The sequence below is a fragment of the Streptomyces sp. NPDC001450 genome (genome assembly GCF_053597295.1).
Genome location: NZ_JBSFHY010000016.1, coordinates 32858 through 54514 on the forward strand (window position 1 = coordinate 32858; position 21657 = coordinate 54514).

Sequence of the window (21657 nt, forward strand, 5' to 3'; positions counted from 1 at the left end):
CGTGATCGACGACCTCGGCATGGACCTGACGCCGGTGATTGCCGAACAGCCGGACCCCTTGCTGTTCGCGACCGTCTCCGGTGCCCACCTGTACGGCTTCCCTTCCCAGGACTCCGACCTGGACCTGCGCGGCGCCCACCTGCTGCCCACCGCCGACCTGGTCGGGCTGCGCGAACCGGAGGAGACGCGGTCGCGGGCGTGGGTGCGGTCCGGCGTCGAGATGGACCTCGTCACCCATGACGTGCGCAAGTTCGTACGGCTGATGCTCCGGCGCAACGGCTATGTGCTGGAGCAGCTGCTCTCGCCCCTGGTCGCGCACACCACCGAGGAGCACCGGGAGCTGATCGCCCTGGTGCCGGGCGTCCTCACCAGCCACCACGCCCACCACTACCGCGGGTTCGCGGTGACCCAGTGGCGGCTGTTCGAGAAGACCGGCGAACTCAAGCCGCTGCTCTACACGTTCCGTGTGCTGCTCACCGGCGTCCACCTGATGCGCAGCGGCGAGGTGCAGGCCCATCTGCCCACGCTCCTGGAGCAGGTGGACGCGCCCGGCTATCTGCCCGAGCTGATTGCCGCCAAGGCGGAGCAGGAGCACGGCACCGCCGACGTCGAGCACGCGCGCGTGGAGGCCGACGTGGAGCGGCTGCACCTCGTGCTCGACGCGGCGCAGGCCGCCTCAGCCCTGCCCGACGCGCCCAGCGCGCACGACGCCCTCAACGACTTCGTGGTGCGCGTCCGGCAGGCAGGCTGACGTACGGCGCACCCGGTGCAGGAGGTCGGCCACGCGCGCGTGGTCCGGCTCCGGCGGCAGCGGGGTGCGGTGCAAGGCCTCCTCGGTCTCCGCCGCGAGCCGGACCATCCACGCCTCGACCTGTGCCCAGGGGACCTCGCCCCGCTTCACCGCCAGCAGCGGGTCCCGCTGGTCACCGACATCGAGCCGCAGCTCTCCGGTGCGCAGCAGGTCGCGGGCGCTCATCAGCAGGCGGAGCAGGTGCATCGCGTGCTTCCAGCGCGGTGCGCCCGTCGTGCGCACGTCGGCGTCCAGCTTGCGGCGCTGGCCGAGGGCGTAGCGGGTGAAGGTGTCGTAGGCGCGCCGGGAGAGGAAGGCGCCGCGCAGGGACAGCAGCTCGCGGCCGGTGTCGTCGACGTGTTCCACCAGCGGGGAGTGCAGGCACTCCAGGATGTTCGGGTTGCCGCGCAGCGCCAGCTCGCAGAACCGCTCCAGCTCCCAGGAGAACCGCTCCTCGCCCGGCCCCTCCACATGCGTCGGCGGCTTCTCGAACCGCCAGAACAGCGGGGTGGGGGCGAGGTAGACGCCCCTGCGGTCGGTGTCGCTGCTGTCCGTGGCCAGGCCGAAGGCCCGCGATCCCATCACACAGGAGTAGATCGTGTGGTCGCGTACCAGGTCCTCGGCGTTCTCGGGCTGCATGCCCCGGAGCGTACGCGGGCCGCTCACGCCAGGCGGATCGAATTTCCGTCCACCCTGATCGTCTTGGGAGGCAGCGGCTTGGCCGCCGGGCCGTGCGCCACCGAACCGTCGGCGATGTGGTACTTGCTGCCGTGACAGGGGCAGTCGATGGTGCCGTCCGCCACCTGGGCCACCGTGCAGCCCATGTGGGTGCAGACCGCCGAGAAGGCCTTGAAGTCGCCCTTCGTCGGCTGGGTGACCACGACCTTCTGGTCCTTGAAGATCCTGCCGCCGCCCTCCGGGATGTCACTGGTCCGGGTCAGCTGCTCACCGCCGGGCGATGTGGAGTCGATGCCGCCGCAGCCGGCGGCGAGCGCCGCCGCGCCCGTCGCGAGAACCGTGCGCCGCGTCGTGCTGTGGGTCATCTCGTCACTCCGAACATCGACAGGAGGAAAGACGCAATTTGCGACATCTTTGCATCAAAAGTGTCCAAGTCGAAGGAAATGAAGGGGCCGGTGGACGGCCGGCACCGGGCCGGCCCCTGTCTCAGCCGGCGGGCGCCGCGCGCCCGGCCGGTGTGGTCTGACTACGCTGGACGGACCAAGAGCCGATACGCATGTCAGCAAGGAGCAGCGCCGTGGCGGTACGAGCGGTCCGGGGGGCCGTCCAACTGGAGCGGGACGAGGCCGGTCACATGGACGAGCAGGTGGGCGCCCTGCTCACCGCCGTCCTGGAGCGGAACGGGCTCACCACCGACGACCTGATCAGTATCTGGTTCACGGCCACCCCCGACCTGCACAGCGACTTCCCGGCGGCCGCCGCCCGCAAGCTCGGCACCGGCTTCGCCGACGTACCCCTGATCTGCGCCCAGGAGCTGGACATCGAGGGCGCCATGCCCCGGGTCGTCCGGGTGCTCGCGCACATCGAGTCGGACACGCCGCGCGCCGACATCGCCCACGTCTACCTCGGCGCCGCCGCCGCCCTGCGCAAGGACATCGCCCAGTGAGGACCGCACTCGTCATCGGCACCGGGCTCATCGGCACCTCCGCCGCGCTCGCCCTCACCCAGCGGGGCGTCGTCGTCCACCTCGACGACCGCGACCCCGAGCAGGCCCGTACGGCGGCGGCACTGGGCGCCGGCACCGACGAGGCCCCCGGCGGTCCGGTGGACCTCGCGATCGTCGCCGCCCCGCCCGCCCACGTGGCCGGAGTCCTCGCGGACGCCATGGCCCGGGGAGTGGCGCGCGGCTACGTCGACGTGGCCAGCGTCAAGGGCGGCCCGCGCCGCGAACTGGAGGCCCGCGGCCTCGACCTCTCCTCCTACCTCGGCACGCACCCCATGTCCGGCCGGGAGAAGTCCGGCCCCCTGGCCGCGACCGGCGACCTCTTCGAGGGCCGCCCCTGGGTGCTCACCCCGACCCGGGACACCGACACCGAGGTGCTGAACCTCGCCCTGGAACTGGTCTCGCACTGCCGGGCCGTGCCGGTCGTCATGGACGCCGACGCCCACGACCGGGCCGTCGCCCTCGTCTCCCACATGCCCCACCTGGTCTCCAGCATGGTCGCCGCGCGCCTGGAGCACGCCGAGGAGGCGGCCGTCCGCCTGTGCGGGCAGGGCATCCGGGACGTGACCCGGATCGCCGCCTCCGACCCCCGGATGTGGATCGACATCCTCTCCGCCAACCCCGGACCGGTCGCCGACCTCCTCGCGGACGTCTCCGCCGACCTGGACGAGACCGTCAGTGCCCTGCGCGCCCTGCAGTCCTCCGACGAGGACAAGCGGCGCGAGGGCGGCCAGGGCATCGAGGACGTGCTGCGACGCGGGAACGCGGGGCAGGTGCGGGTGCCGGGCAAGCACGGCAGCGCGCCGCGCGTGTACGACACCGTCGTCGTCCTCATCGACGACCAGCCCGGCCAGCTGGCCCGCATCTTCGCGGACGCGGGACGGGCCGGGGTCAACGTCGAGGACGTACGCATCGAGCACGCGACCGGACAGCAGGCGGGTCTGGTCCAGCTCATGGTCGAGCCGAAGGCCGCACCGGTCCTGAAGGAGGCCCTGCGGGAGCGGGGCTGGGCCCTGCGGCAGTAAAGCCCGGTGAGGGCGCCTCCCGGGAGCCAGTAACCTTGTGCGGGACGCCCTCGCGTCCCCCACCCACCCACCACCCTTCACCAGGAAGGTGCCCTCCCGTGGAAAACGGCGCCGCCCCGACCGCCAAGCCCGTGATCGTCGCGATCGACGGCCCCTCAGGCACGGGCAAGTCGAGCACGTCGAAGGCCGTCGCCGCGCAGCTCGGCCTGAGCTACCTGGACACCGGCGCCCAGTACCGGGCGATCACCTGGTGGATGGTGACCAACGGCATCGACCTGGAGGACCCGACCGCGATCGCGGCCGTCGCCGGCAAGCCGGAGATCGTCTCCGGCACCGACCCGGCCGCCCCGACCATCACGGTCGACGGCGTCGACGTGGCCGGCCCGATCCGCACCCAGGAGGTCACCTCCAAGGTCAGCGCGGTCAGCGCGGTGCCCGAGGTGCGCTCCCGGATCACCGAGCTGCAGCGCTCGCTGGCCGCCGGCGCGGAGTACGGCATCGTGGTCGAGGGCCGCGACATCGGTACGACCGTGCTGCCGGACGCCGACCTCAAGATCTTCCTCACCGCCTCCCCGGAGGCCCGTGCGGCCCGCCGCAGCGGCGAGCTGAAGGGCGCGGACGTCCACGCCACCCGCGAGGCGCTGATCAAGCGGGACGCGGCCGACTCCAGCCGCAAGACCTCGCCGCTCGCCAAGGCCGGCGACGCCGTCGAGGTCGACACCACCGAGCTCACCCTCGCCCAGGTCATCGAGTGCGTCGTCACCCTGGTCGAGGAGAAGCGGGCCGGGAAGTGAGCCTTCCGTCCGAGCGGGGCGCCGAGGTGGGGCGGCGCATCGGCGTCGGCCTGATGTACGGGCTGTGGAAGCCGCGGGTGCTCGGCGCCTGGCGGGTGCCCGCGACCGGTCCGGTGATCCTCGCCGTGAACCACTCCCACAACATCGACGGCCCCATGGTCATGGGCGTGTCGCCCCGGCCGACGCACTTCCTGATCAAGAAGGAGGCGTTCGTCGGTCCGCTGGGCACGTTCCTGACCGGCATCGGCCAGCTGAAGGTGGACCGCACCTCCGCCGACCGCACGGCGATCACCGACGCCCTCGGCGTCCTGGACGGCGGGGGAGTGCTCGGCATCTTCCCGGAGGGCACCCGGGGCGAGGGCGACTTCGCCTCCCTGCGCGCCGGGCTCGCCTACTTCGCCGTCCGCGGCGGGGCACCGATCGTGCCCGTGGCGGTCCTGGGAAGTTCCGAGGAGCCGGGACGGTTGATAAAGGGACTGCCCCCGCTGCGCTCCCGCGTCGACGTCGTCTTCGGCGACCCGTTCGAGGCGGGCGACGGCAGCGGACGGCGCACGCGCAGGGCGCTGGACGAGGCGACCGAGCGCATCCAGAAGCAGCTCACCAGCCACCTGGAAAACGCCAGGCGCCTGACCGGGCGCTAGGCGACACTTGAGTAGTGGATCAGCCCCTGACGGGCCGCTCCACCGATCACCACGATGAACGACGAGGTACGGACTTCATGAGCGACCAGATCCAGCCCGACGGCTCGGCCGAGCACGAGTACGAGCACGGGGCGCTCGGCGACGCCGAGTACGCGGAGTTCATGGAGCTCGCCGCCGAAGAGGGCTTCGACATCGAGGACGTCGAGGGCGCCATCGAGGCGGCAGGCCACGGCCCGCTGCCCGTGCTCGCCGTCGTCGGCCGCCCCAATGTCGGCAAGTCGACCCTGGTGAACCGGATCATCGGCCGCCGCGAGGCGGTCGTGGAGGACCGGCCGGGCGTCACCCGCGACCGCGTCACCTACGAGGCCGAGTGGGCGGGCCGCCGCTTCAAGGTCGTCGACACCGGCGGCTGGGAGCAGGACGTCCTCGGCATCGACGCCTCCGTGGCCGCCCAGGCCGAGTACGCGATCGAGGCGGCCGACGCGGTCGTCTTCGTCGTGGACGCCAAGGTCGGTGCCACCGACACCGACGAGGCGGTCGTACGACTGCTGCGCAAGGCCGGCAAGCCGGTCGTACTGTGCGCCAACAAGGTCGACGGCCCGAGCGGTGAGGCCGACGCGGCCTACCTGTGGTCCCTGGGCCTCGGCGAGCCCCACCCGGTCTCGGCCCTGCACGGCCGCGGCACCGGCGACATGCTCGACGCCGTCCTGGAGGTCCTGCCGAGCGCGCCCGAGCAGACCTTCGGCGGCGCCGCGATCGGCGGCCCGCGCCGCATCGCCCTGATCGGCCGCCCGAACGTCGGCAAGTCCTCCCTCCTGAACAAGGTGGCCGGCGAGGAGCGCGTCGTCGTCAACGAGCTGGCGGGCACCACCCGCGACCCGGTCGACGAGCTGATCGAACTGGGCGGCGTGACGTGGAAGTTCGTCGACACCGCCGGTATCCGCAAGCGCGTCCACCTCCAGCAGGGCGCCGACTACTACGCCTCCCTGCGCACGGCCGCGGCCGTGGAGAAGGCCGAGGTCGCGGTCATCCTGATCGACGCCTCCGAGAACATCTCCGTGCAGGACCAGCGGATCATCAGCATGGCCGTCGAGGCCGGCCGCGCCATGGTCATCGCCTACAACAAGTGGGACACCCTCGACGAGGAGCGCCGCTACTACCTGGAGCGGGAGATCGAGACCGAGCTGGCCCAGATCGCCTGGGCACCCCGCGTCAACGTCTCGGCCCGCACCGGCCGCCACATGGAGAAGCTGGTCCCGGCCATCGAGACCGCGCTCGCCGGCTGGGAGACCCGTGTGCCCACCGGCCGTCTGAACGCCTTCCTCGGCGAGCTGGTCTCGGCCCACCCGCACCCGGTCCGGGGCGGCAAGCAGCCGCGCATCCTGTTCGGCACCCAGGCCGGCACCAAGCCGCCGCGGTTCGTCCTCTTCGCCTCCGGTTTCATCGAGGCGGGCTACCGGCGCTTCATCGAGCGCCGCCTGCGCGAGGAGTTCGGCTTCGACGGCACCCCGATCCACATCTCGGTGCGGGTGCGCGAGAAGCGCGGCACGAAGAAGAAGTAGTACCTCCACGACCCATCACGAAGGGCGGCTCCTGCTCCAGGAGCCGCCCTTGGCCGTGCTTACGTCACACACCCCGGCGCGGAGCCGGCGGCAGCCCCGCCGGAACGTGGTGCATCCCGGTGTCCTGCTGCCGCCCGAGGGTGCCGACCCGCTGCCACTGCGACTGCTGCCGCGCGCTGTAGGCCCCCGCGCTGTAGGCGCTGTACGAGCTGCTGAACGACCCCGGCCGGTGTCCGCCGTACGAGCCCGTGCCGTGCGGCATGTTCCCGAAGGCCGTGAAGTCCAGCCCCTCCTCGCCGCTGCGGTCACCCGGCAGCGTACGGAAGGCCTTGACCCACTCCGCGTAGAGCGAGTCGTAGATCGGCGTGGCCGATGGCCCACCGAACCCCTCCTGCCCCGACCGCGCGGACGGGACAGAGGGGAAGGCGGACCGGCGGGAAGGAGCGTCGTATGCGTGCACGTATGTCCAAACGACCGGCACCTTAAAGAGATGCGGTCGGACAAATCGGGGCGCGGGGCTGCATCACTGTGCGGCTCCGCCGCCTGGAAGCGACAAGCCACGAATCATCCGCAGCCCGCACCCCTTGGATGACTGTCAGGTACCCGCAAGCGGCAGCGCCGCCGCCACCAGCTTCCCGTTCGCCGCAGCCTTGTCCAGCGCCTCCCGCAGCAGATCCTCCCGGGGCTGCCGCCCGATGGAGCCCACCGGCGCCGCGAACATCAACACCTGCTGGTGCTTGTTGGCGGCAGCCCGCCAGCTGTCCGTCACCTGCAGCGGCTGATGCGCCTGCCACCAGGCCACCGGCTGCCCCCCGTTGGTGCCCGGCTGCAGCACCGCGTGCAGCTGGCCGACGGCGAGCAGCACCGACCAGCCGTGCAGCACCGGCGGAACGGTCGCCAGCTCGGTCACCGGCATGAAGCCCTGCTCGATGAGGAGCGGAAGGAAGTCGTCGCCGACCGCGGTGGAGCCGGGACGCACGATGGGCGCGGTCGGCTCGACCACGAGCGCGGGGTGCAACTCGCCCTCGATGAGGACGAGTCCGCTGGTCACGCCGAGCACGGCCTGCTCGGGCACCGCCTTGTGCGGCTCGCCCATGCCGGCGGCGCTGCCGCCGATGGAGCGGACCGCGCCCTGCAGCTGCTCCTCGGTGACCTGGACGACCTGCGAGGGCAGGCAGCTGGCGTGGGCGAAGGCAAGGACGGCGGTCTCGTCGCCGACGAACAGAACGGTGCTGGTGCGCTCCTGCTCGGAGTCGCCCGGGGTGCGGCAGGACGTGCAGTCGTAACTGCCCGGGGCGTTCTCTCCGGCGAGCAGCCGGTCGGCTTCTTCGTCGCCGATCTCGGCGCGTACGGCGTCACTGACGTCGAGCATGCGCGGCACGGTGGCTCCCATCGGGATGCGGTGCTGGGTCGGCCGGGTGGCTCCCGGCCCCTGAGCCCCGGGGTTCCGGGCTCATGAAGAAGACAACGGGCTTCCTGTGGTGGTGGTCACGCCCAGGGGAGAACGGAATCGAACCATCCACCGCACAGGGTCACCTTCGGTGCGGAATCGGCCACTCATCGTCAACTCCGCGCACAGTCAAGGAACTTGAACGGGTGAAGTGGGTCACAGATCGCCCGAGCGGGTGGTCGAAAAATCATGAAATCAGCGGATGAAATGGCTGGCCGAAAATCGCCGATACCCAGGGTAACGGCGAACTGGCCTGGAATGACAGAGAGTTGGTTGATATCGGCGGCCCGATCTCCCTACATTCCTCCGCCGTGTGCAGCGAGCACCGCTCGGGTACGTCCGCCGGCCGGCACCAGGCAGAGCACGATCAGGAACCGGCCGCGGCGGACGGGGCGGGCGCGACGAACCGCGGTCCTACGCGGGGAGGCGTGCTCCGTCCGGGGGAGCCCGGGTTCGTGGAGAGGGAACTACATGTCCGAGTGTGCCGATACCACCCGCAACACCGCTCGTCACGGCAGCGCCCGCAAGGGCCGTGCGACGGCCGCCCTCGCCGGGGCGGCGCTGCTGGCCCCGCTGGGGCTGCTGGCCGCGACCGGCAACGCCGCCGCGGCGGACAACGGAGTGTGGGACCGCATCGCCCAGTGCGAGAGCGGCGGCAACTGGCACATCAACACCGGCAACGGCTACTACGGCGGGCTCCAGTTCTCCGCCGGCACCTGGCGCGCGTACGGCGGCACCGCCTACGCGCCGACGGCCGACCAGGCCTCCAGGAGCGCGCAGATCGCCGTCGCCACCAAGGTCCAGCGCGCCCAGGGCTGGGGCGCCTGGCCGGTCTGCTCGGCCCGGGCCGGAGCCTCCGGCACGGCACCGGCGGCCGGCTCCCCGGGTACGAGCACCTCGGGTACGAGCGCCTCGAAGAGCAGCGCGACGACGAAGTCCGCCCCGACGAAGTCCGCCCCCGCGAAGTCCGTACCGGCGAAGGCGCCGGAACGCCCGGCGGGCCACACCGACCGCAGTGCGTCCCGCGGGGACTACACCGTCCGCGAGGGCGACACCCTGAGCGCCATCGCCGCCCGGCACGGGACCAGCTGGCAGCGGATCTACGCCGCCAACGAGAAGGTCATCGGCGACGACCCCAACCTGATCGTGCCCGGCCAGCGCCTCGCGCTCTGAGCGTTCCGAGCGCTCTGAGCGGGCCACGGGTGCCGAGCACCTGACCGGTACAGCCGCTGTCCTGAATGAGGACAGCGGCTGTCCGCATCGGCTGGCAGACTCGGCCCCATGTTGGAGACCTCGGCACGACTGCTCCGCCTGCTCTCGCTGCTCCAGGCCCACCGCGAGTGGTCCGGCGCCGAACTCGCCGACCGGCTCGGTGTCACCCCGCGCACGGTCCGCCGGGACGTGGACCGGCTGCGCGAGCTGGGCTACCCGGTCAACGCGAGCCCCGGCACCGGCGGCGGCTACCGGCTCGGTGCGGGCGCCGAACTGCCCCCGCTGCTGCTGGACGACGACGAGGCCGTCGCCGTCGCCGTCGGACTGCGCACCGCGGCGGGGCAGGGCATCGAGGGCATCGGCGAGACCTCCGTGCGCGCCCTCGCCAAGCTGGAACAGGTGCTGCCGGACCGGCTGCGCCGCCGGGTGGGCGCCCTCAACGCCTTCACCGTGCCGATGCTGCGCGGCGGTCCGCCGTCGACCCCCGTCGACCCGGCCGTGCTCACCGAACTCGCCCACCTGTGCCGGGACGCCGAGCGGCTGCACTTCGAGTACCTGAGCCTTGCCCGGTCTCGAACAGACTCGGCCGGGGGAACCCCCATGGGCAGCATCAGCCGCCGTACCGTCGAGCCGCACCGGCTGGTGTGCACCGAGCGGCGCTGGTACCTGGTCGCCTGGGACGTCGACCGGGCGGACTGGCGGACCTTCCGCGTCGACCGCATCACGCCGAAGCCGCCGCACGGCCCGCGCTTCGACCCGCGCGAGCCGCCCGCCGAGGATCTCGCCGCCTATGTGTCGAAGGGCGTCTCCACGAGCGTGTACGCCACGCACTCCACCGTCCGGCTGCTGGTGCCGCTGCGAGAGGCCGCAGAGCGGATCTCGCCGTCCGCGGGGATGCTCGAGGCCGACGGCGAGGACGCGTGCATCCTGCGCAGCGGTGCCCCGAACCTCGACGTGATGGTCATTCACATCATGATGACGGGCCTCCCCTTCGAGGTGCTGGAACCCGTCGAGCTGAACGACGTGATCAGGAGGGTCCGGGACCGGCTGGACGCCGCACTGGCGCGGGCCGCGGGGCCGCGGGGCGGATCCGGGACGGACTGACACGTACGTCGGTTGTGTGCTGAATCCGTGAAATTCCTATGCGGTGTCAGCTCGCCGGGCATGGCGCCGGATTCCGTGGGGAATGCCACTCGGGACCCACTCCGATCCGCACTGCGGCACATTCCGGCGGGTAATTCGAGGGGCTGCTCCGACACGCGGGAATTCTGTTCGATTGCCCCGGCGAGCGGTACGGAAACCCCCGTACGTGTGATGGAGTTCGAGGGAAGCGCGTGACGGGAACCTGTGACAGAAGTGTGACCGGAGAGGAACCGGAGGGGAACCGGAGAGGGCTCCGGGACGCGGTCCGCCGGCTCCGGCTTCCGTCGCCGTCCGATGCGGCCTAGCGTGGCCGCATGGCACCGATTCCCACTCCGCCAGCGGAGCCCCAGGACAGTCCGGACGGGTATGTCGGCCTCGACGCCGCGCGCGCCGAGCGGCTCGCTCGGGAGCGCGGGTGGTCGACGGTACGGTCGCTGCCGCCGGGCACGATCATCACCATGGAGTACCGGGTGGGCCGGCTCAACTTCGAGGTACGGGACGGCCGGGTGGCCCGCGCCTGGAAGGGCTGACCCCGCTCCCGCCGGCCACTGCGACGAAGGCCCCGCTCCCTCTTCCGGGAGCGGGGCCTTCGCCATGGCGGGGGTTGGCTGTGCGTACCGGCCCCGCCGCCGTGTGGAGCGTCAGTTGCCGGTCAGGGGCCGAGCCGGCTGGGGGGTGCCGCGCGGGAGGCGGTCGGCGTGCGGCGGGCGGCGGCTGCCCGCCGGGGTGACCGGGGTGCGCTCCGAGCGGGCCGTGTGCGGGCCCGGGGCCAGATGGATCGGGGCCCGGGAGCCGCGCACCGGCGACACCGGCTCGCGCGCCGGCGCGGCGACCTGTTCGGCGGGCGCGGGGCGCGGCTTGAGCAGCACCGGTGCGGGCCTGACCGGGACGGCCGGCGCGGGCGCCGTACGGCCGCGGCGGGCGCGCCAGCGGTCGCGCAGGTCGAAGAGCGCGGTCTCGGCCGTGGCGATCAGCGACTCGAACCAGGGCAGGGCGAGCAGGATCAGCAGGCCGGCGGCCCAGCCCAGCAGCACGTCGCTCAGCCAGTGCGTCCCGAGGTAGACGGTGGTGAGGCCGACGCCGAGCGAGGTGACCGCGGAGAGCGCGGACAGCCAGCGGCGCGCTCTCGGGGTGGAGGCCAGATACGCCAGGATTCCCCAGGTCACCACCGCGTTGGCGGTGTGGCCGCTGGGGAATATATCGCCGCCCAGACCCATCTCGTTCGAGCCGATCACGGTCGCGTAGTGCGGACCGAGCCGCCCCATGCCGAGCTTGGCGGCGCCGACCGTGATGTTCAGCAGCAGCAGCGAGGTGGCCAGGGTCAGCAGCGGGCGGAGCGTGTGCTGCCGCCAGGAGCGCCAGCCGAGCCAGGCCGCGACCATCACGGCGGTCGGCCCGCGCTGGCCGAGCACCACGTAGTAGTCGAGGAAGGCGTGGATCTCCGGCCACTGCTGGTACGGCCGGAAGAACATGACCTGCCAGTCGAGCCGGACCAGCCAGGAGGTGATCACCACGGCCCAGACGATCGCCAGGTAAAAGGCGAGGGTCGCGGTGAACAGCACGACCCGGTGCCGGCTCATCCTCGGCACATCGATGTGAGCCGGTCGTTCCGGCTCACGGTCCAGCCTGGCGAACACCCGGTCCAGACTCCGGGTGAGGTTTCGTTCGGTACGCACCCAATCGACGTTACAGCGAGTGAGCTCTGTTCCCGGTCGAAACAGCGGCTTTGTGATGACGATGTGATGTGGGAAACCTCTCAGGAGCGGTCCGAATTCCTGGGATTCCGCAATCCTGTGAGCCTGCTTCCTGCAATTCCTTTGATCATGCCGGAGGGCGGTTTTATGGCGCTTATGAATTCGTTCACCGAATCACGGGATGGAATTCAGGGGGTGCTCATCGAACCGCCGAAGTCGATCACGGGGGACCTGAGCCGTTCAGCCAGAAGGCGCCGTAGACCGCCGTCGCCACGGCCACACCCGCCGTGACCAGCGCCGATCTGGACGTGCGCAGCCGGGCCAGGGCGCGGGCGAGCGGGAACAGCACCGGGAAGGCCGGCATCAGCAGCCGCGGTTTGGACCCGAAGTAACTCGACGCGCACAGGGCGAGAGCCAGGACGACACCCGTGTACACCAGCAGTGCGACGGGCTGGCCCTGGCGTACGCCGGTCACGTAGAGCCAGATCAACAGGGCCACTCCGACGATCAGGCCCGCGCCGGCGAGAGCCGACGGAAATGACGTGAACTTGTCGACTACGAAGCGTGCGAAGGCGTACCCGCCGTCGAACCCGTTGCGCCACCCGGCCTGCACATCGAGATATCCGAGCGGACCCTTGCCGGTGCGGTGACCGACCCAGAGCACATAGCCGGCGGCGCCCAGGGGCGCGAGAAGCATGCCGAGGGCGCGATGCCAGGCGGGTGCGCCGGTGGTGAAAGAGGGGGCGCGTGTTGTTTCGTGTGTGCCGGTCGCGCGTCCGGCGCGCGTGCTGTCCGCCGGAGTGGGGGCGTGTTCGCCGTTTCGCGCGCCGTGCGTCCCCCGTGCGCTTCGGTCTCGCACGAACGAGATCACGCCCGCGACCCACACCGCTGCGACCACCGCGAGCCCCACCGGCCGGGTCAGCCCGGCCAGCGCGGCCAGGGCGCCCGCGCTCACCCACCGGCCGGTCAGCACCGCGTACAGCGACCACGCGGCCAGCGCCGTGAACAAGGACTCGCTGTACGCCATCGACTGCACGATCCCGACCGGCAGCACCGCCCACAGCAGGACCGCGCAGACCCCGACCCTCGGCCCGTACAGCCGGTCCGCGACCGCGAAGATCCCCCAGGCCGCCGCCGGCGAGGCGAGCAGGCTGACGACGAAGCCGGTGTCCGCGTACGACAGCGGTGTGACCGCGTGCAGCAGCCGCTCCAGCCAGGGCAGCAGCGGGAAGAACGCCAGGTTGGAGTGGACGTCGCCGTTCGGCAGCCGCACCTCGTAGCCGTAGCCCAGTTCGGCGACCCGGGTGTACCACAGGGAGTCCCAGCGTGCGGTCAGCAGTGTGTACGCGCTCTTGTCGCGAGCGCCGCTCCACACGGCAAGCGCGACCAGGCCCAGGGCGCGGACGGCCGCGTACCCGAGGAGGGCAGGCGCCGCCCGGCGCAGAGCGGGGGCGCGGGGTGGTGTCACGCGCGCGTCAAGATCGGTCACGGGCTCGATTATCGACCGGACGGGGAACCGGACCGCCCGCGGGGGCGTGGTCAAGAGCGGGCGCAGTGGTGTACGCCACACGTGTTCGGTCCTGCGTGTGAGAGGTCCGCCACGTGCCCCCGCAGTGAACTCGCGTACGCTGACGAGTCACCCGCGTGGGTTTGCGCGGGCCGGAGACACCGCTCCTCTCCGGCCGTACGACGGGGAGTCCCCACCCCGCCGATCCGCCGCCCGCGAGGGATCATCTGGGAGGTACGTACATGTCCGGGACGACCACGGCTGCCGTACGGCCGCGCCGTCGGGCGACCGGGGCCGGTGCAAACCGCTGGGTCGTCCTGATCGTCCTCTGCGTCAGCCTGCTGCTCGTCGCCCTCGACGCGACCGTGCTGCACGTGGCGGTCCCCGCCGTCACCGAGGACCTCAGGCCCAGCGCGATAGAGCTGCTCTGGATCGTCGACGTCTACCCGCTGGTCTGCGCCTCCCTGTTGATCCTTTTCGGCACACTGGGCGACCGGGTCGGCCGCAGGCGCATCCTCCTCCTCGGCTACGCCCTCTTCGGTGTCGCCTCCGCCGTGGCCGCCCTCGCACAGACCGCCGAGACGCTGATCCTCGCCCGCGCGCTGCTCGGCGTCGGCGGCGCGATGATCATGCCCGCGACCCTGTCGATCCTCCGCCAGGTCTTCCCGGACCGGCGCGAACGCGCGCTGGCCATCGGCATCTGGAGCGCGGTCGCGGCCGTCGGCGCGGCGGTCGGTCCACTGCTCGGCGGCTTCCTGCTGGAGCACTTCTGGTGGGGCGCGGTCTTCCTCGTCAACATCCCGCTGATGCTCGTCAGCCTGCCGGTCGGCCGGATGCTGCTGCCCGAGTCGCACGGTGACCGAGGCGGCCCGTGGGACGTGGTCGGCGCGCTGATGGCGGCGGTCGGCCTGTTCGGGGTCGTCCTCGGCGTGAAGCGGCTCGGCGGCGGTGAGGCGCCGACGAGCCCGTTCACCCTGGTGCCGCTGCTGGCGGGCGCGGCGCTCCTCTTCTTCTTCGTACGGCGGCAGGGGCGGCGCCCGCACCCGCTGGTGGACCTGCGGATGTTCCGGCGGCCGGCGTTCAGCACCTCGGTGGGCTGCATCGTGCTGGCGATGCTCGCGCTGGTGGGCCTGGAGCTGATCGCGGCGCAGTACCTGCAGCTGGTGCTCGGTCTGTCACCGCTGGAGACGGGTCTGAGGCTGCTGCCCCTGACCGTGGCCGCGATGGCGGCGGGCCTCGCGGGCGCGCGGATGCTGCGCCGCTTCGGACCGCGCCGGATGGTGTGCTTCGGCTTCTGCCTCACCGCCGCGGCGGTCCTGACGCTGACGGCGATGGGTGCGGCCGACAACGCGGGCCTGCTGCTGTTCGGCTTCGTCCTGCTCGGGTTCGGTCTGGAGACGACCCTCTTCGGGGCGTACGAGTCGATGCTGAGCGAGGCCCCGGCCGAGCAGGCCGGCGGGGCCGCGGCGATCGGCGAGACGTCGTACCAGCTGGGCGCCGGGATCGGGATCGCACTGCTCGGCAGCGTGATGAACGCGGCCTACGCGCCCGGCCTCGCGTCGGTGCCGGGCGTGCCCCCGCACGCGTCGGACGCGGCGGGCCACTCGCTGGGCGAGGCCTACGAGGTCGCCGGGCGGCTCGGCGGGCCCGTGGGGGCCGCGCTGCGCCGGGCGGCCCGGGACTCCTTCGTGCACGGGCTGCACGTGACCCTGCTGGTGAGCGCGGGCCTGTTGCTGCTGGGCGCGGTGATGGCGTTGCGGCTGCCCCAGATCATGCAGTGCGGGGAGGAGTCCGCCGAGGTGGAGCTGCCGTCCCCGAGGGGGGCCGAGAAGCCGAGGGTCGTCGTGGCGGCTCTGGACGTGCGGGACGCTGCACCGTAACGTCGGCCGCACAGCGTAACTAGCGTTGCTAGTTTTCACCGTGCCTCAGTGTGCCGGAGGGTGTTCCATGTCCGCGAAGTTGCCCCCGTTCGACGCCGCCGACCCGCTCGGGATCGACGACCTCCTGGAGCCGGAGGACCTGGCCGTACGGGACACGGTCCGCAGCTGGGCGGCCGACCGCGTGCTGCCCTACGTCGCCGACTGGTACGAGAAGGGCGAGCTGCCCGGCATCCGGGAGCTGGCGCGCGAACTCGGTGGGATCGGCGCCCTCGGCATGTCGCTCACCGGGTACGGCTGCGCGGGCGCGTCGGCCGTGCAGTACGGCCTCGCCTGTCTCGAGCTGGAGGCCGCCGACTCGGGCATCCGGTCCCTGGTCTCCGTGCAGGGCTCGCTCGCCATGTACGCGATCCACCGGTTCGGCAGCGAGGAGCAGAAGCAGGAGTGGCTGCCCCGCATGGCCTCCGGCGAGGTGATCGGCTGCTTCGGGCTCACCGAGCCCGACCACGGCTCCGACCCCGCCTCCATGCGCACCCACGCCAAGCGCGACGGTGACGACTGGATCCTCAACGGCCGCAAGATGTGGATCACCAACGGGTCCGTGGCCGGGGTGGCCGTCGTCTGGGCACAGACCGAGGACGGGATCCGCGGGTTCGTCGTACCGACCGACCGACCCGGCTTCTCGGCACCCGAGATCAAGCACAAGTGGTCCCTGCGCGCCTCCGTGACCAGCGAACTCGTCCTGGACGACGTACGCCTGCCCGCCACCGCCGTACTCCCGGAGGTCACCGGGCTGCGCGGACCGCTCGGCTGTCTGTCGCACGCCCGCTACGGCATCGTCTGGGGCGCGATGGGCGCGGCGCGCAGCAGTTTCGAGGCGGCCCTGGAGTACGCGAAGACGCGGGAGCAGTTCGGGCGGCCCATCGGCGGCTTCCAGCTCACCCAGGCCAAACTCGCCGACATGGCGGTCGAACTGCACAAGGGAATCCTGCTCGCCCACCATCTGGGGCGGCGGATGGACGCCGGCCGCCTGCGTCCCGAGCAGGTCAGCTTCGGCAAGCTCAACAACGTCCGCGAGGCCATCGAGATCTGCCGTACGGCGCGGACGATCCTCGGTGCCAACGGGATCTCCCTCGAGTACCCCGTGATGCGGCACGCGACCAACCTCGAGTCGGTGCTCACCTACGAGGGCACCGTCGAGATGCACCAGCTCGTGCTGGGCAAGGCGCTCACCGGGCTCGACGCCTTCCGCTGACCCCTTGGGGCCGAGGCAGGGCCGGTGAGCGGCCCTGCCTCAGCTCTGGTTGAAGAAGCCGTCCTCGCGGCGCGCCGTCGGCTCACCGCTGATGATCTCCGTGTTCGCCGGCGTCAGCAGGAAGACCCGGGTGGCGACCCGCTCGATCGTGCCCCGCAGGCCGAAGGTCAGTCCGGCTGCGAAGTCCACCACGCGCTTGGCGTCGGCGGGCTCCATCACCGTGAGGTTCATGATGACCGGGACCCCGTCCCGGAACAGCTCGCCGATGGCGCGGGCGTCCCGGAAGCTGTCCGGGGTGACCGTGCCGATCCGGCGGCCCTTCTCCTCGGCCGTGTCCGTGGCCACCTTCACCCGGGGGTCCGTGACCCAGGCGTCCCCGGACTCGGCGCCCTCGGAGTAGTCGTCGTCGTAGTAGCGCTCGTCATCGTTGTCGTCGACGAGGCCGAGCCACGCACTCGCCTTGCGTACCGATCCCATGGACGCCTCCTCTCACAGCGGTCCTTCTTGCTTCCGCATCCCTATGGTCATCCATGATGCGGACGGCGCGCCAAGTGGATAGACGCCGCGCGGGGGGTTTGTGACGGTACTGGTGCAGAGACGATCCGTCGAGAGTCCTTGTGTCCCAAGGGTCTTGACTCGTACGGCTGCTGACTGTGAGTGAAATACGATTGTCGGAGGCGGATGGGTGACGCACGGAGCGTACGGGTGAATGAACGTCAGTTCTCAGCTCCGGTGGGCTGATCCGGGACTCGGCGATCGTGCCGGTCCGCGGTTGTCGTACGTACGCGAGTGCGCCGTCGACGGTTTCGTCCTCGTCCCGCATCTCACGGCGCGTTCCGTACTCGGGCCACTCGCGCTCACGGGGACGCACTGGATCGAGGACTAGCCCGACGGCCGACTTCCGGACATCCCCGGGACCTGGGCGATCGACGGTGACGCGGCGGTGCTGACGGCCTCGCCGGCCGACGGCCTGGCGGTCGACGGGAAACCCTTCACCGGGGCGGTCCGGCTCACGGAGGACTCCGGGCCCGTGCCCGGGGCGCGGGTCGCGCTCGGCGAGCGCCGGTTCGTCGTGCTCGTCCGCGAAGGCATCTGGGGCGTAAGGGACTTCGACCCGGCCTCCGGTGCACGCCGGGCGTTCCGCGGCATCGACGCCCCTGCGTACGACCCGCGCTGGTCGGTGCCGGGGCGCTTCACGCCGTACGAGGAGAGCCGCACGGTCCGCGTGCGGAACGCGGACGGGCGTGAGCGCGGCCTCGGGCTCGCCGGCGAACTCGCCTTCGCCTTCGACGGACAGGAGCTGACCCTCCAGGTCGCACAGCAGGGCGACGGCACGCTGTGGGCGGTGTTCGCCGACGTCACGCTCGGCCTGGTGGTCGAGGCGGGGGAGCGCACCTTGAACTGGCGTCCTTTTCCGTACGTCCCCGGTATGCCCCCGGTCCGTCTCTTGTGCGCGCGGCTCTCCGGCGTCATCCTCACTGACGGCGCATGTCAGGAACACGCCATTTCGGCGCGTTCCGCGGGTCCTCACCCCCCGGCCCGGCCTTCCGCTTCCCAAGAGGAGGAACAGTGAGAGCCAAGCGCACCCGACTGCTCGCCGTCGCCGCAGGTCTCGTCGGCGCCACCCTGGCCGGAGCCCCCACCGCGGGCGCCGCCGGGACCCCCGCCCCCAGCGCCGCGAGCCTCGCACGGGTTTCGGACGGCGTCGCCAGGACCGCGGTCGACGGCACCGCCTGGTACACGGACCAGGCGTCCGGACGTGTCGTCGTCACCGTCGACAGCACGGTCTCCCGGGCCGACATCGCCCGCATCCAGAAGGCCGCCGGCGCCGGCACCGGCGCTCTGAGGATCCAGCGCACGACCGGATCCTTCCGGCCGCTGCTGTCCGCCGGGGACGCCATCTACGGCGGCCAGTACCGCTGTTCGCTCGGCTTCAACGTGGTGAGCGGCAGCACGTACTACTTCCTCACCGCAGGCCACTGCGGCAAGGTGGCCAAGACCTGGTACACCAACCAGGCGCACTCCACGCTCATCGGCCCGACCATCGACTACAGCTTCCCCGGCAACGACTACGCCCTGGTCCGCTACGACAACGCCGCGCTCAGCCACCCCGGCGGCTACAGCGCCGCCAACGCCTACGTCGGCGAGAACGTCAAGCGCACCGGCTCCACTTCGGGCACCCACGGCGGCACTGTCACCGCGCTCAACGTCAGCGTCCGCTACCAGGGCGGCGGCACGGTCAGCGGCATGATCCAGACCACGGTGTGCGCCGAGCCCGGCGACTCCGGCGGGCCCCTCTACGACGGCACGAAGGCGCTCGGCATCACCTCCGGTGGCAGCGGCGACTGCACGACCGGCGGTACGACCTTCTTCCAGCCGGTCACCGAGGCGCTCAGCGCCTACGGGGTCAGCGTCTACTAGGGCACTCGGCGCGCCGTAGAAGGTCAACGCGCTTGAGCGTGTGACAGTTGAAGGCTGCACGGCCGAAAGCCGCCCTTGCGAACGTCGGTCGTGCGGCCGAATACTCCCCCTCAGCGCTTGTCAGGGGCACGGCTTGTCCGGAACTCGGACAAGCGAGTCTCCGGCTGCGCCTCACGGGCCCCGACCCCACGCGGGCCCCCGACTTCCCCCAGGAGGGAACGAAACGTGAGGATCAAGCGCACCACTCCCCACAGCGGCACCGCAAGACGGACCCGGCTGATCGCCGTGGCCACCGGCTTCCTGGCCGCGGCTGCGTTCGCCGCCCCCACCGCGAACGCCAGCGACGCCCACACGTTCAGCGCCACCCAGCTCACCAAGGCGAGCGACTCCGTCCTCAAGGCCGACATCGCCGGCACGGCCTGGGCGGTGGACAGCAAGACCAACCGTGTCGTCGTCACCGTCGACAGCACGGTCTCCGAGGCCGGGATCGCCAAGATCAAGCGGCAGGCCGGCGGCAACGCGGGCGCGCTGACCATCAAGCACACGCCCGGCAAGTTCAACAAGCTGATCACCGGCGGCGACGCCATCTACGGCGGCTCCTACCGATGCTCGCTCGGCTTCAACGTGCGCAGTGGCAGCACGTACTACTTCCTGACCGCCGGTCACTGCGGCGAGGTCGCCTCGACCTGGTACAGCAACTCCAGCCACACCACGACGCTGGGCACGAACGTCGGCTACAGCTTCCCGGGCAACGACTTCGCGCTGGTGCGCTACACCAACTCCTCCATCGCGCACCCGAGCGCGGTCGGCAGCCAGACCATCAGCAGCGCGGCCACTCCGTCCGTGGGCACGACCGTCTACCGGCGTGGTTCCACCACCGGTACGCACAGCGGGCGGGTCACCGCGCTGAACGCGACCGTCAACTACGGCAGCGGTGACATCGTCTACGGCCTGATCCAGACCACGGTATGCGCCGAGGGCGGCGACAGCGGCGGTCCGCTCTACGCGGGCACCGTGGCCTACGGTCTGACCTCGGGGGGCAGCGGCAACTGCACCTCCGGCGGTACGACGTTCTTCCAGCCGGTCACCGAGGCGCTGAGCTACTACGGTGTGACCCTTCCCTGACGGGTCGGCTTCTGTGGGCCCCCGCGCGCGGGTTGCGTGCGGGGGCTCTCTCCTGTCCGGGGAAGGTTGCATTCCGGCCAGGGGTAACCGTCACTGTCCGCCGATGGGTTACTCGCGCGTAGTGTTTGCTGTGCGAATTCCCTGGGGTGGCTGTCCCCGATCCAGGCGGTGGGGGCGTACGGGCTTCTCGTGTGCGCGTCCTGAAGTCGACCTTGTGTGCTCCCTGTGCGGTTCGGAAGAGTGGGCGCCCGTCAACCAGCCTTCCGGCCCTTGAGGTCCCCACAACCTCCCGGGCCGACCCCCCACAGGAGGACGTGAGTTGAAGCACCGACGCATACCCGGGCGGCGGGCCTTCGTGACCGGCGCGGGGATCGCCGCACTGGTCGCCGCGGGTGTCACCTTCCAGACTGCGAACGCCAGCGAGCCGGCCAAGTCCGCCCCGGAAGCGCGGGTTCTGTCCGTTCCGGCGGCCGGAAAGCTCGCCTCGGCGCTCGTGAAGGACCTCGGGCCCGACGCGGCGGGCAGCTACTACGACGCCCGGACCAAGAGCCTCGTCGTCAACGTGCTCGACGCCACCGCCGCCAAGTCCGTCCGGGCGGCCGGCGCCAAGGCCAGAATCGTCGCCCACTCGCTGGCCGAACTCGACGGTGCACGGGCGACGTTGAAGAAGGACGCGACCATCCCCGGTACCTCGTGGGCGACCGACCCGGTCACCGACAAGGTCGTCGTCACCGCGGACAGGACGGTGTCCGGGGGCGAGTGGGCGAAGCTCGGCAAGGTCGTCGACGGGCTTGGCACCAAGGCCGAACTGAAGCGGTCGAAGGGGGAGTTCAAGGCCTACATCGCCGGTGGCGACGCCATCTCGGGATCGGGTGGGCGCTGCTCGCTCGGCTTCAACGTGGTCAAGGACGGGCAGCCGTACTTCCTGACCGCGGGGCACTGCACCGAGGCCATCTCCACCTGGTCGGACTCCTCCGGCGACGTCATCGGCAAGAACGCGCAGTCCAGCTTCCCGGGCAACGACTTCGGGCTGGTCAAGTACACCTCGGACGTGGATCACCCGAGCGAGGTGGACCTGTACAACGGGTCCGCCCAGCAGATCACCGGCGCGGCCGAGGCCACCGTCGGTATGAAGGTCGCCCGCAGCGGCTCGACCACCCAGGTGCACGACGGGACGGTCACGGGGCTGAACGCCACCGTCAACTACTCGGAGGGCACGGTCAGCGGTCTGATCCAGACCGACGTGTGCGCCGAGCCCGGTGACAGCGGTGGCTCGCTGTTCTCCGGCAGCAGCGCGATCGGGCTGACCTCGGGTGGCAGCGGTGACTGCACCTCCGGTGGGGAGACCTTCTTCCAGCCGGTGACCGAGGCGCTGTCGGCCACGGGGGCACAGATCGGCTGACGCCCTGGCTTCTGCATTGTCGGAGTCCCGTCCCGGGTGTGGGGCGGGACTCGTCGTTTCATACCTGCACGGTGTGAA

Annotated in this window: 21 protein-coding genes and 1 pseudogene; 15 read left to right on the forward strand and 7 right to left on the reverse strand. The window is 71.3% G+C overall.

The window, feature by feature from the left end; all coding sequences use genetic code 11:
• Nucleotide 1 precedes the first annotated feature (1 nt).
• Nucleotides 2-751: a nucleotidyltransferase domain-containing protein gene (locus tag ACWC5O_RS19280; RefSeq protein ID WP_450584595.1), complete on the forward strand. Its 750-nt coding sequence runs from the start codon at nt 2-4 to the stop codon at nt 749-751.
• On the opposite strand, the gene ACWC5O_RS19285 is transcribed toward ACWC5O_RS19280, so the two are convergent.
• On the reverse strand, nt 677-1429 hold the full coding sequence (locus ACWC5O_RS19285; RefSeq protein WP_450584593.1) for a nucleotidyltransferase domain-containing protein: 753 nt from the start codon (nt 1427-1429) through the stop codon (nt 677-679). The genes ACWC5O_RS19280 and ACWC5O_RS19285 overlap by 75 nt on opposite strands.
• Nucleotides 1430-1452: 23 nt before the next feature.
• A complete protein-coding gene (locus ACWC5O_RS19290; protein ID WP_450584591.1) occupies nt 1453-1833 on the reverse strand; it encodes a Rieske (2Fe-2S) protein in 381 nt (126 codons plus the stop codon).
• A gap of 212 nt (nt 1834-2045) precedes the next feature.
• On the opposite strand from ACWC5O_RS19290, the gene aroH reads away from it, so the two are divergent.
• The 5 genes from aroH (at nt 2046) to der (ending at nt 6493) form a co-directional block, all read left to right on the forward strand.
• Nucleotides 2046-2414 carry a chorismate mutase gene (aroH, locus tag ACWC5O_RS19295; RefSeq protein ID WP_450584589.1) on the forward strand — a complete coding sequence of 123 codons (369 nt, stop codon included), beginning with the start codon at nt 2046-2048 and terminating at the stop codon, nt 2412-2414.
• Nucleotides 2411-3496 (forward strand): prephenate dehydrogenase, encoded by a 1086-nt coding sequence (locus ACWC5O_RS19300; protein ID WP_450584587.1) that lies wholly within the window; start codon nt 2411-2413, stop codon nt 3494-3496. The genes aroH and ACWC5O_RS19300 overlap by 4 nt, the downstream gene beginning before the upstream one ends.
• A gap of 98 nt (nt 3497-3594) precedes the next feature.
• Nucleotides 3595-4290, forward strand: coding sequence for a (d)CMP kinase (gene cmk / locus ACWC5O_RS19305; protein ID WP_450584585.1), 696 nt, complete (start codon nt 3595-3597; stop codon nt 4288-4290).
• A gap of 53 nt (nt 4291-4343) precedes the next feature.
• A complete protein-coding gene (locus tag ACWC5O_RS19310) occupies nt 4344-4931 on the forward strand; it encodes a lysophospholipid acyltransferase family protein (RefSeq protein WP_450584654.1) in 588 nt (195 codons plus the stop codon).
• 77 nt (nt 4932-5008) lie between these two features.
• On the forward strand, nt 5009-6493 hold the full coding sequence (der, locus tag ACWC5O_RS19315; RefSeq protein WP_450584584.1) for a ribosome biogenesis GTPase Der: 1485 nt from the start codon (nt 5009-5011) through the stop codon (nt 6491-6493).
• 64 nt (nt 6494-6557) lie between these two features.
• On the opposite strand, the gene ACWC5O_RS19320 is transcribed toward der, so the two are convergent.
• Together ACWC5O_RS19320 and ACWC5O_RS19325 are read right to left on the reverse strand one after the other, a co-directional pair.
• Nucleotides 6558-6953 (reverse strand): hypothetical protein, encoded by a 396-nt coding sequence (locus tag ACWC5O_RS19320; RefSeq protein ID WP_450584582.1) that lies wholly within the window; start codon nt 6951-6953, stop codon nt 6558-6560.
• Between the two features lie 135 nt (nt 6954-7088).
• Complete coding sequence (locus ACWC5O_RS19325; RefSeq protein WP_450584652.1) at nt 7089-7874, reverse strand: hypothetical protein; 786 nt, start codon at nt 7872-7874, stop codon at nt 7089-7091.
• A gap of 540 nt (nt 7875-8414) precedes the next feature.
• Here ACWC5O_RS19325 and ACWC5O_RS19330 point away from each other — a divergent pair.
• From ACWC5O_RS19330 to ACWC5O_RS19340, 3 genes are all read left to right on the forward strand, one after another.
• A complete protein-coding gene (locus tag ACWC5O_RS19330; protein ID WP_450584580.1) occupies nt 8415-9116 on the forward strand; it encodes a transglycosylase family protein in 702 nt (233 codons plus the stop codon).
• A 108-nt stretch (nt 9117-9224) separates the two neighbouring features.
• Nucleotides 9225-10259 (forward strand): helix-turn-helix transcriptional regulator, encoded by a 1035-nt coding sequence (locus ACWC5O_RS19335; protein WP_450584578.1) that lies wholly within the window; start codon nt 9225-9227, stop codon nt 10257-10259.
• 353 nt (nt 10260-10612) lie between these two features.
• Nucleotides 10613-10828 (forward strand): I78 family peptidase inhibitor, encoded by a 216-nt coding sequence (locus ACWC5O_RS19340; protein ID WP_389187957.1) that lies wholly within the window; start codon nt 10613-10615, stop codon nt 10826-10828.
• 111 nt (nt 10829-10939) lie between these two features.
• Here ACWC5O_RS19340 and ACWC5O_RS19345 read toward each other — a convergent pair whose 3' ends face one another.
• Nucleotides 10940-11974, reverse strand: a complete 1035-nt coding sequence (locus ACWC5O_RS19345; protein WP_450584575.1) for a phosphatase PAP2 family protein — start codon at nt 11972-11974, stop codon at nt 10940-10942.
• 238 nt (nt 11975-12212) lie between these two features.
• Complete coding sequence (locus ACWC5O_RS19350; protein WP_450584573.1) at nt 12213-13481, reverse strand: glycosyltransferase family 39 protein; 1269 nt, start codon at nt 13479-13481, stop codon at nt 12213-12215.
• A gap of 260 nt (nt 13482-13741) precedes the next feature.
• On the opposite strand from ACWC5O_RS19350, the gene ACWC5O_RS19355 reads away from it, so the two are divergent.
• Both ACWC5O_RS19355 and ACWC5O_RS19360 read left to right on the forward strand, forming a co-directional pair.
• On the forward strand, nt 13742-15379 hold the full coding sequence (locus tag ACWC5O_RS19355) for an MFS transporter (RefSeq protein ID WP_450584572.1): 1638 nt from the start codon (nt 13742-13744) through the stop codon (nt 15377-15379).
• A 67-nt stretch (nt 15380-15446) separates the two neighbouring features.
• A complete protein-coding gene (locus ACWC5O_RS19360) occupies nt 15447-16631 on the forward strand; it encodes an acyl-CoA dehydrogenase family protein (RefSeq protein WP_450584570.1) in 1185 nt (394 codons plus the stop codon).
• Nucleotides 16632-16670: 39 nt separating this feature from the next.
• Here ACWC5O_RS19360 and ACWC5O_RS19365 read toward each other — a convergent pair whose 3' ends face one another.
• A complete protein-coding gene (locus ACWC5O_RS19365) occupies nt 16671-17108 on the reverse strand; it encodes a cell division protein SepF (protein WP_450584568.1) in 438 nt (145 codons plus the stop codon).
• Nucleotides 17109-17475: 367 nt separating this feature from the next.
• Between ACWC5O_RS19365 and ACWC5O_RS19370 the strand changes: the two are divergent.
• The 4 genes and pseudogenes from ACWC5O_RS19370 to ACWC5O_RS19385 all read left to right on the forward strand — a co-directional run.
• Nucleotides 17476-18078: pseudogene (locus tag ACWC5O_RS19370) on the forward strand (DUF1684 domain-containing protein); the annotation flags it as partial.
• Nucleotides 18079-18200: 122 nt separating this feature from the next.
• On the forward strand, nt 18201-19052 hold the full coding sequence (locus ACWC5O_RS19375; RefSeq protein WP_450584566.1) for a S1 family peptidase: 852 nt from the start codon (nt 18201-18203) through the stop codon (nt 19050-19052).
• Nucleotides 19053-19277: 225 nt separating this feature from the next.
• Nucleotides 19278-20177 (forward strand): S1 family peptidase, encoded by a 900-nt coding sequence (locus tag ACWC5O_RS19380; protein WP_450584564.1) that lies wholly within the window; start codon nt 19278-19280, stop codon nt 20175-20177.
• 319 nt (nt 20178-20496) lie between these two features.
• Complete coding sequence (locus ACWC5O_RS19385) at nt 20497-21579, forward strand: S1 family peptidase (protein ID WP_450584562.1); 1083 nt, start codon at nt 20497-20499, stop codon at nt 21577-21579.
• The last annotated feature ends 78 nt before the right edge of the window (nt 21580-21657 follow it).

What these genes read in the sequence shown, in the direction of transcription:
- ACWC5O_RS19330 (WP_450584580.1), top strand. Translation starts at nt 8,415, where the DNA reads ATGTCCGAGTGTGCCGATACCACCCGCAACACCGCTCGTCACGGCAGC.
- ACWC5O_RS19365 (WP_450584568.1), bottom strand. Translation starts at nt 17,108, where the DNA reads ATGGGATCGGTACGCAAGGCGAGTGCGTGGCTCGGCCTCGTCGACGAC.
- ACWC5O_RS19285 (WP_450584593.1), bottom strand. Translation starts at nt 1,429, where the DNA reads ATGCAGCCCGAGAACGCCGAGGACCTGGTACGCGACCACACGATCTAC.
- der (WP_450584584.1), top strand. Translation starts at nt 5,009, where the DNA reads ATGAGCGACCAGATCCAGCCCGACGGCTCGGCCGAGCACGAGTACGAG.
- ACWC5O_RS19340 (WP_389187957.1), top strand. Translation starts at nt 10,613, where the DNA reads ATGGCACCGATTCCCACTCCGCCAGCGGAGCCCCAGGACAGTCCGGAC.
- ACWC5O_RS19310 (WP_450584654.1), top strand. Translation starts at nt 4,344, where the DNA reads ATGTACGGGCTGTGGAAGCCGCGGGTGCTCGGCGCCTGGCGGGTGCCC.
- ACWC5O_RS19355 (WP_450584572.1), top strand. Translation starts at nt 13,742, where the DNA reads ATGTCCGGGACGACCACGGCTGCCGTACGGCCGCGCCGTCGGGCGACC.
- ACWC5O_RS19290 (WP_450584591.1), bottom strand. Translation starts at nt 1,833, where the DNA reads ATGACCCACAGCACGACGCGGCGCACGGTTCTCGCGACGGGCGCGGCG.
- ACWC5O_RS19360 (WP_450584570.1), top strand. Translation starts at nt 15,447, where the DNA reads ATGTCCGCGAAGTTGCCCCCGTTCGACGCCGCCGACCCGCTCGGGATC.
- ACWC5O_RS19335 (WP_450584578.1), top strand. Translation starts at nt 9,225, where the DNA reads ATGTTGGAGACCTCGGCACGACTGCTCCGCCTGCTCTCGCTGCTCCAG.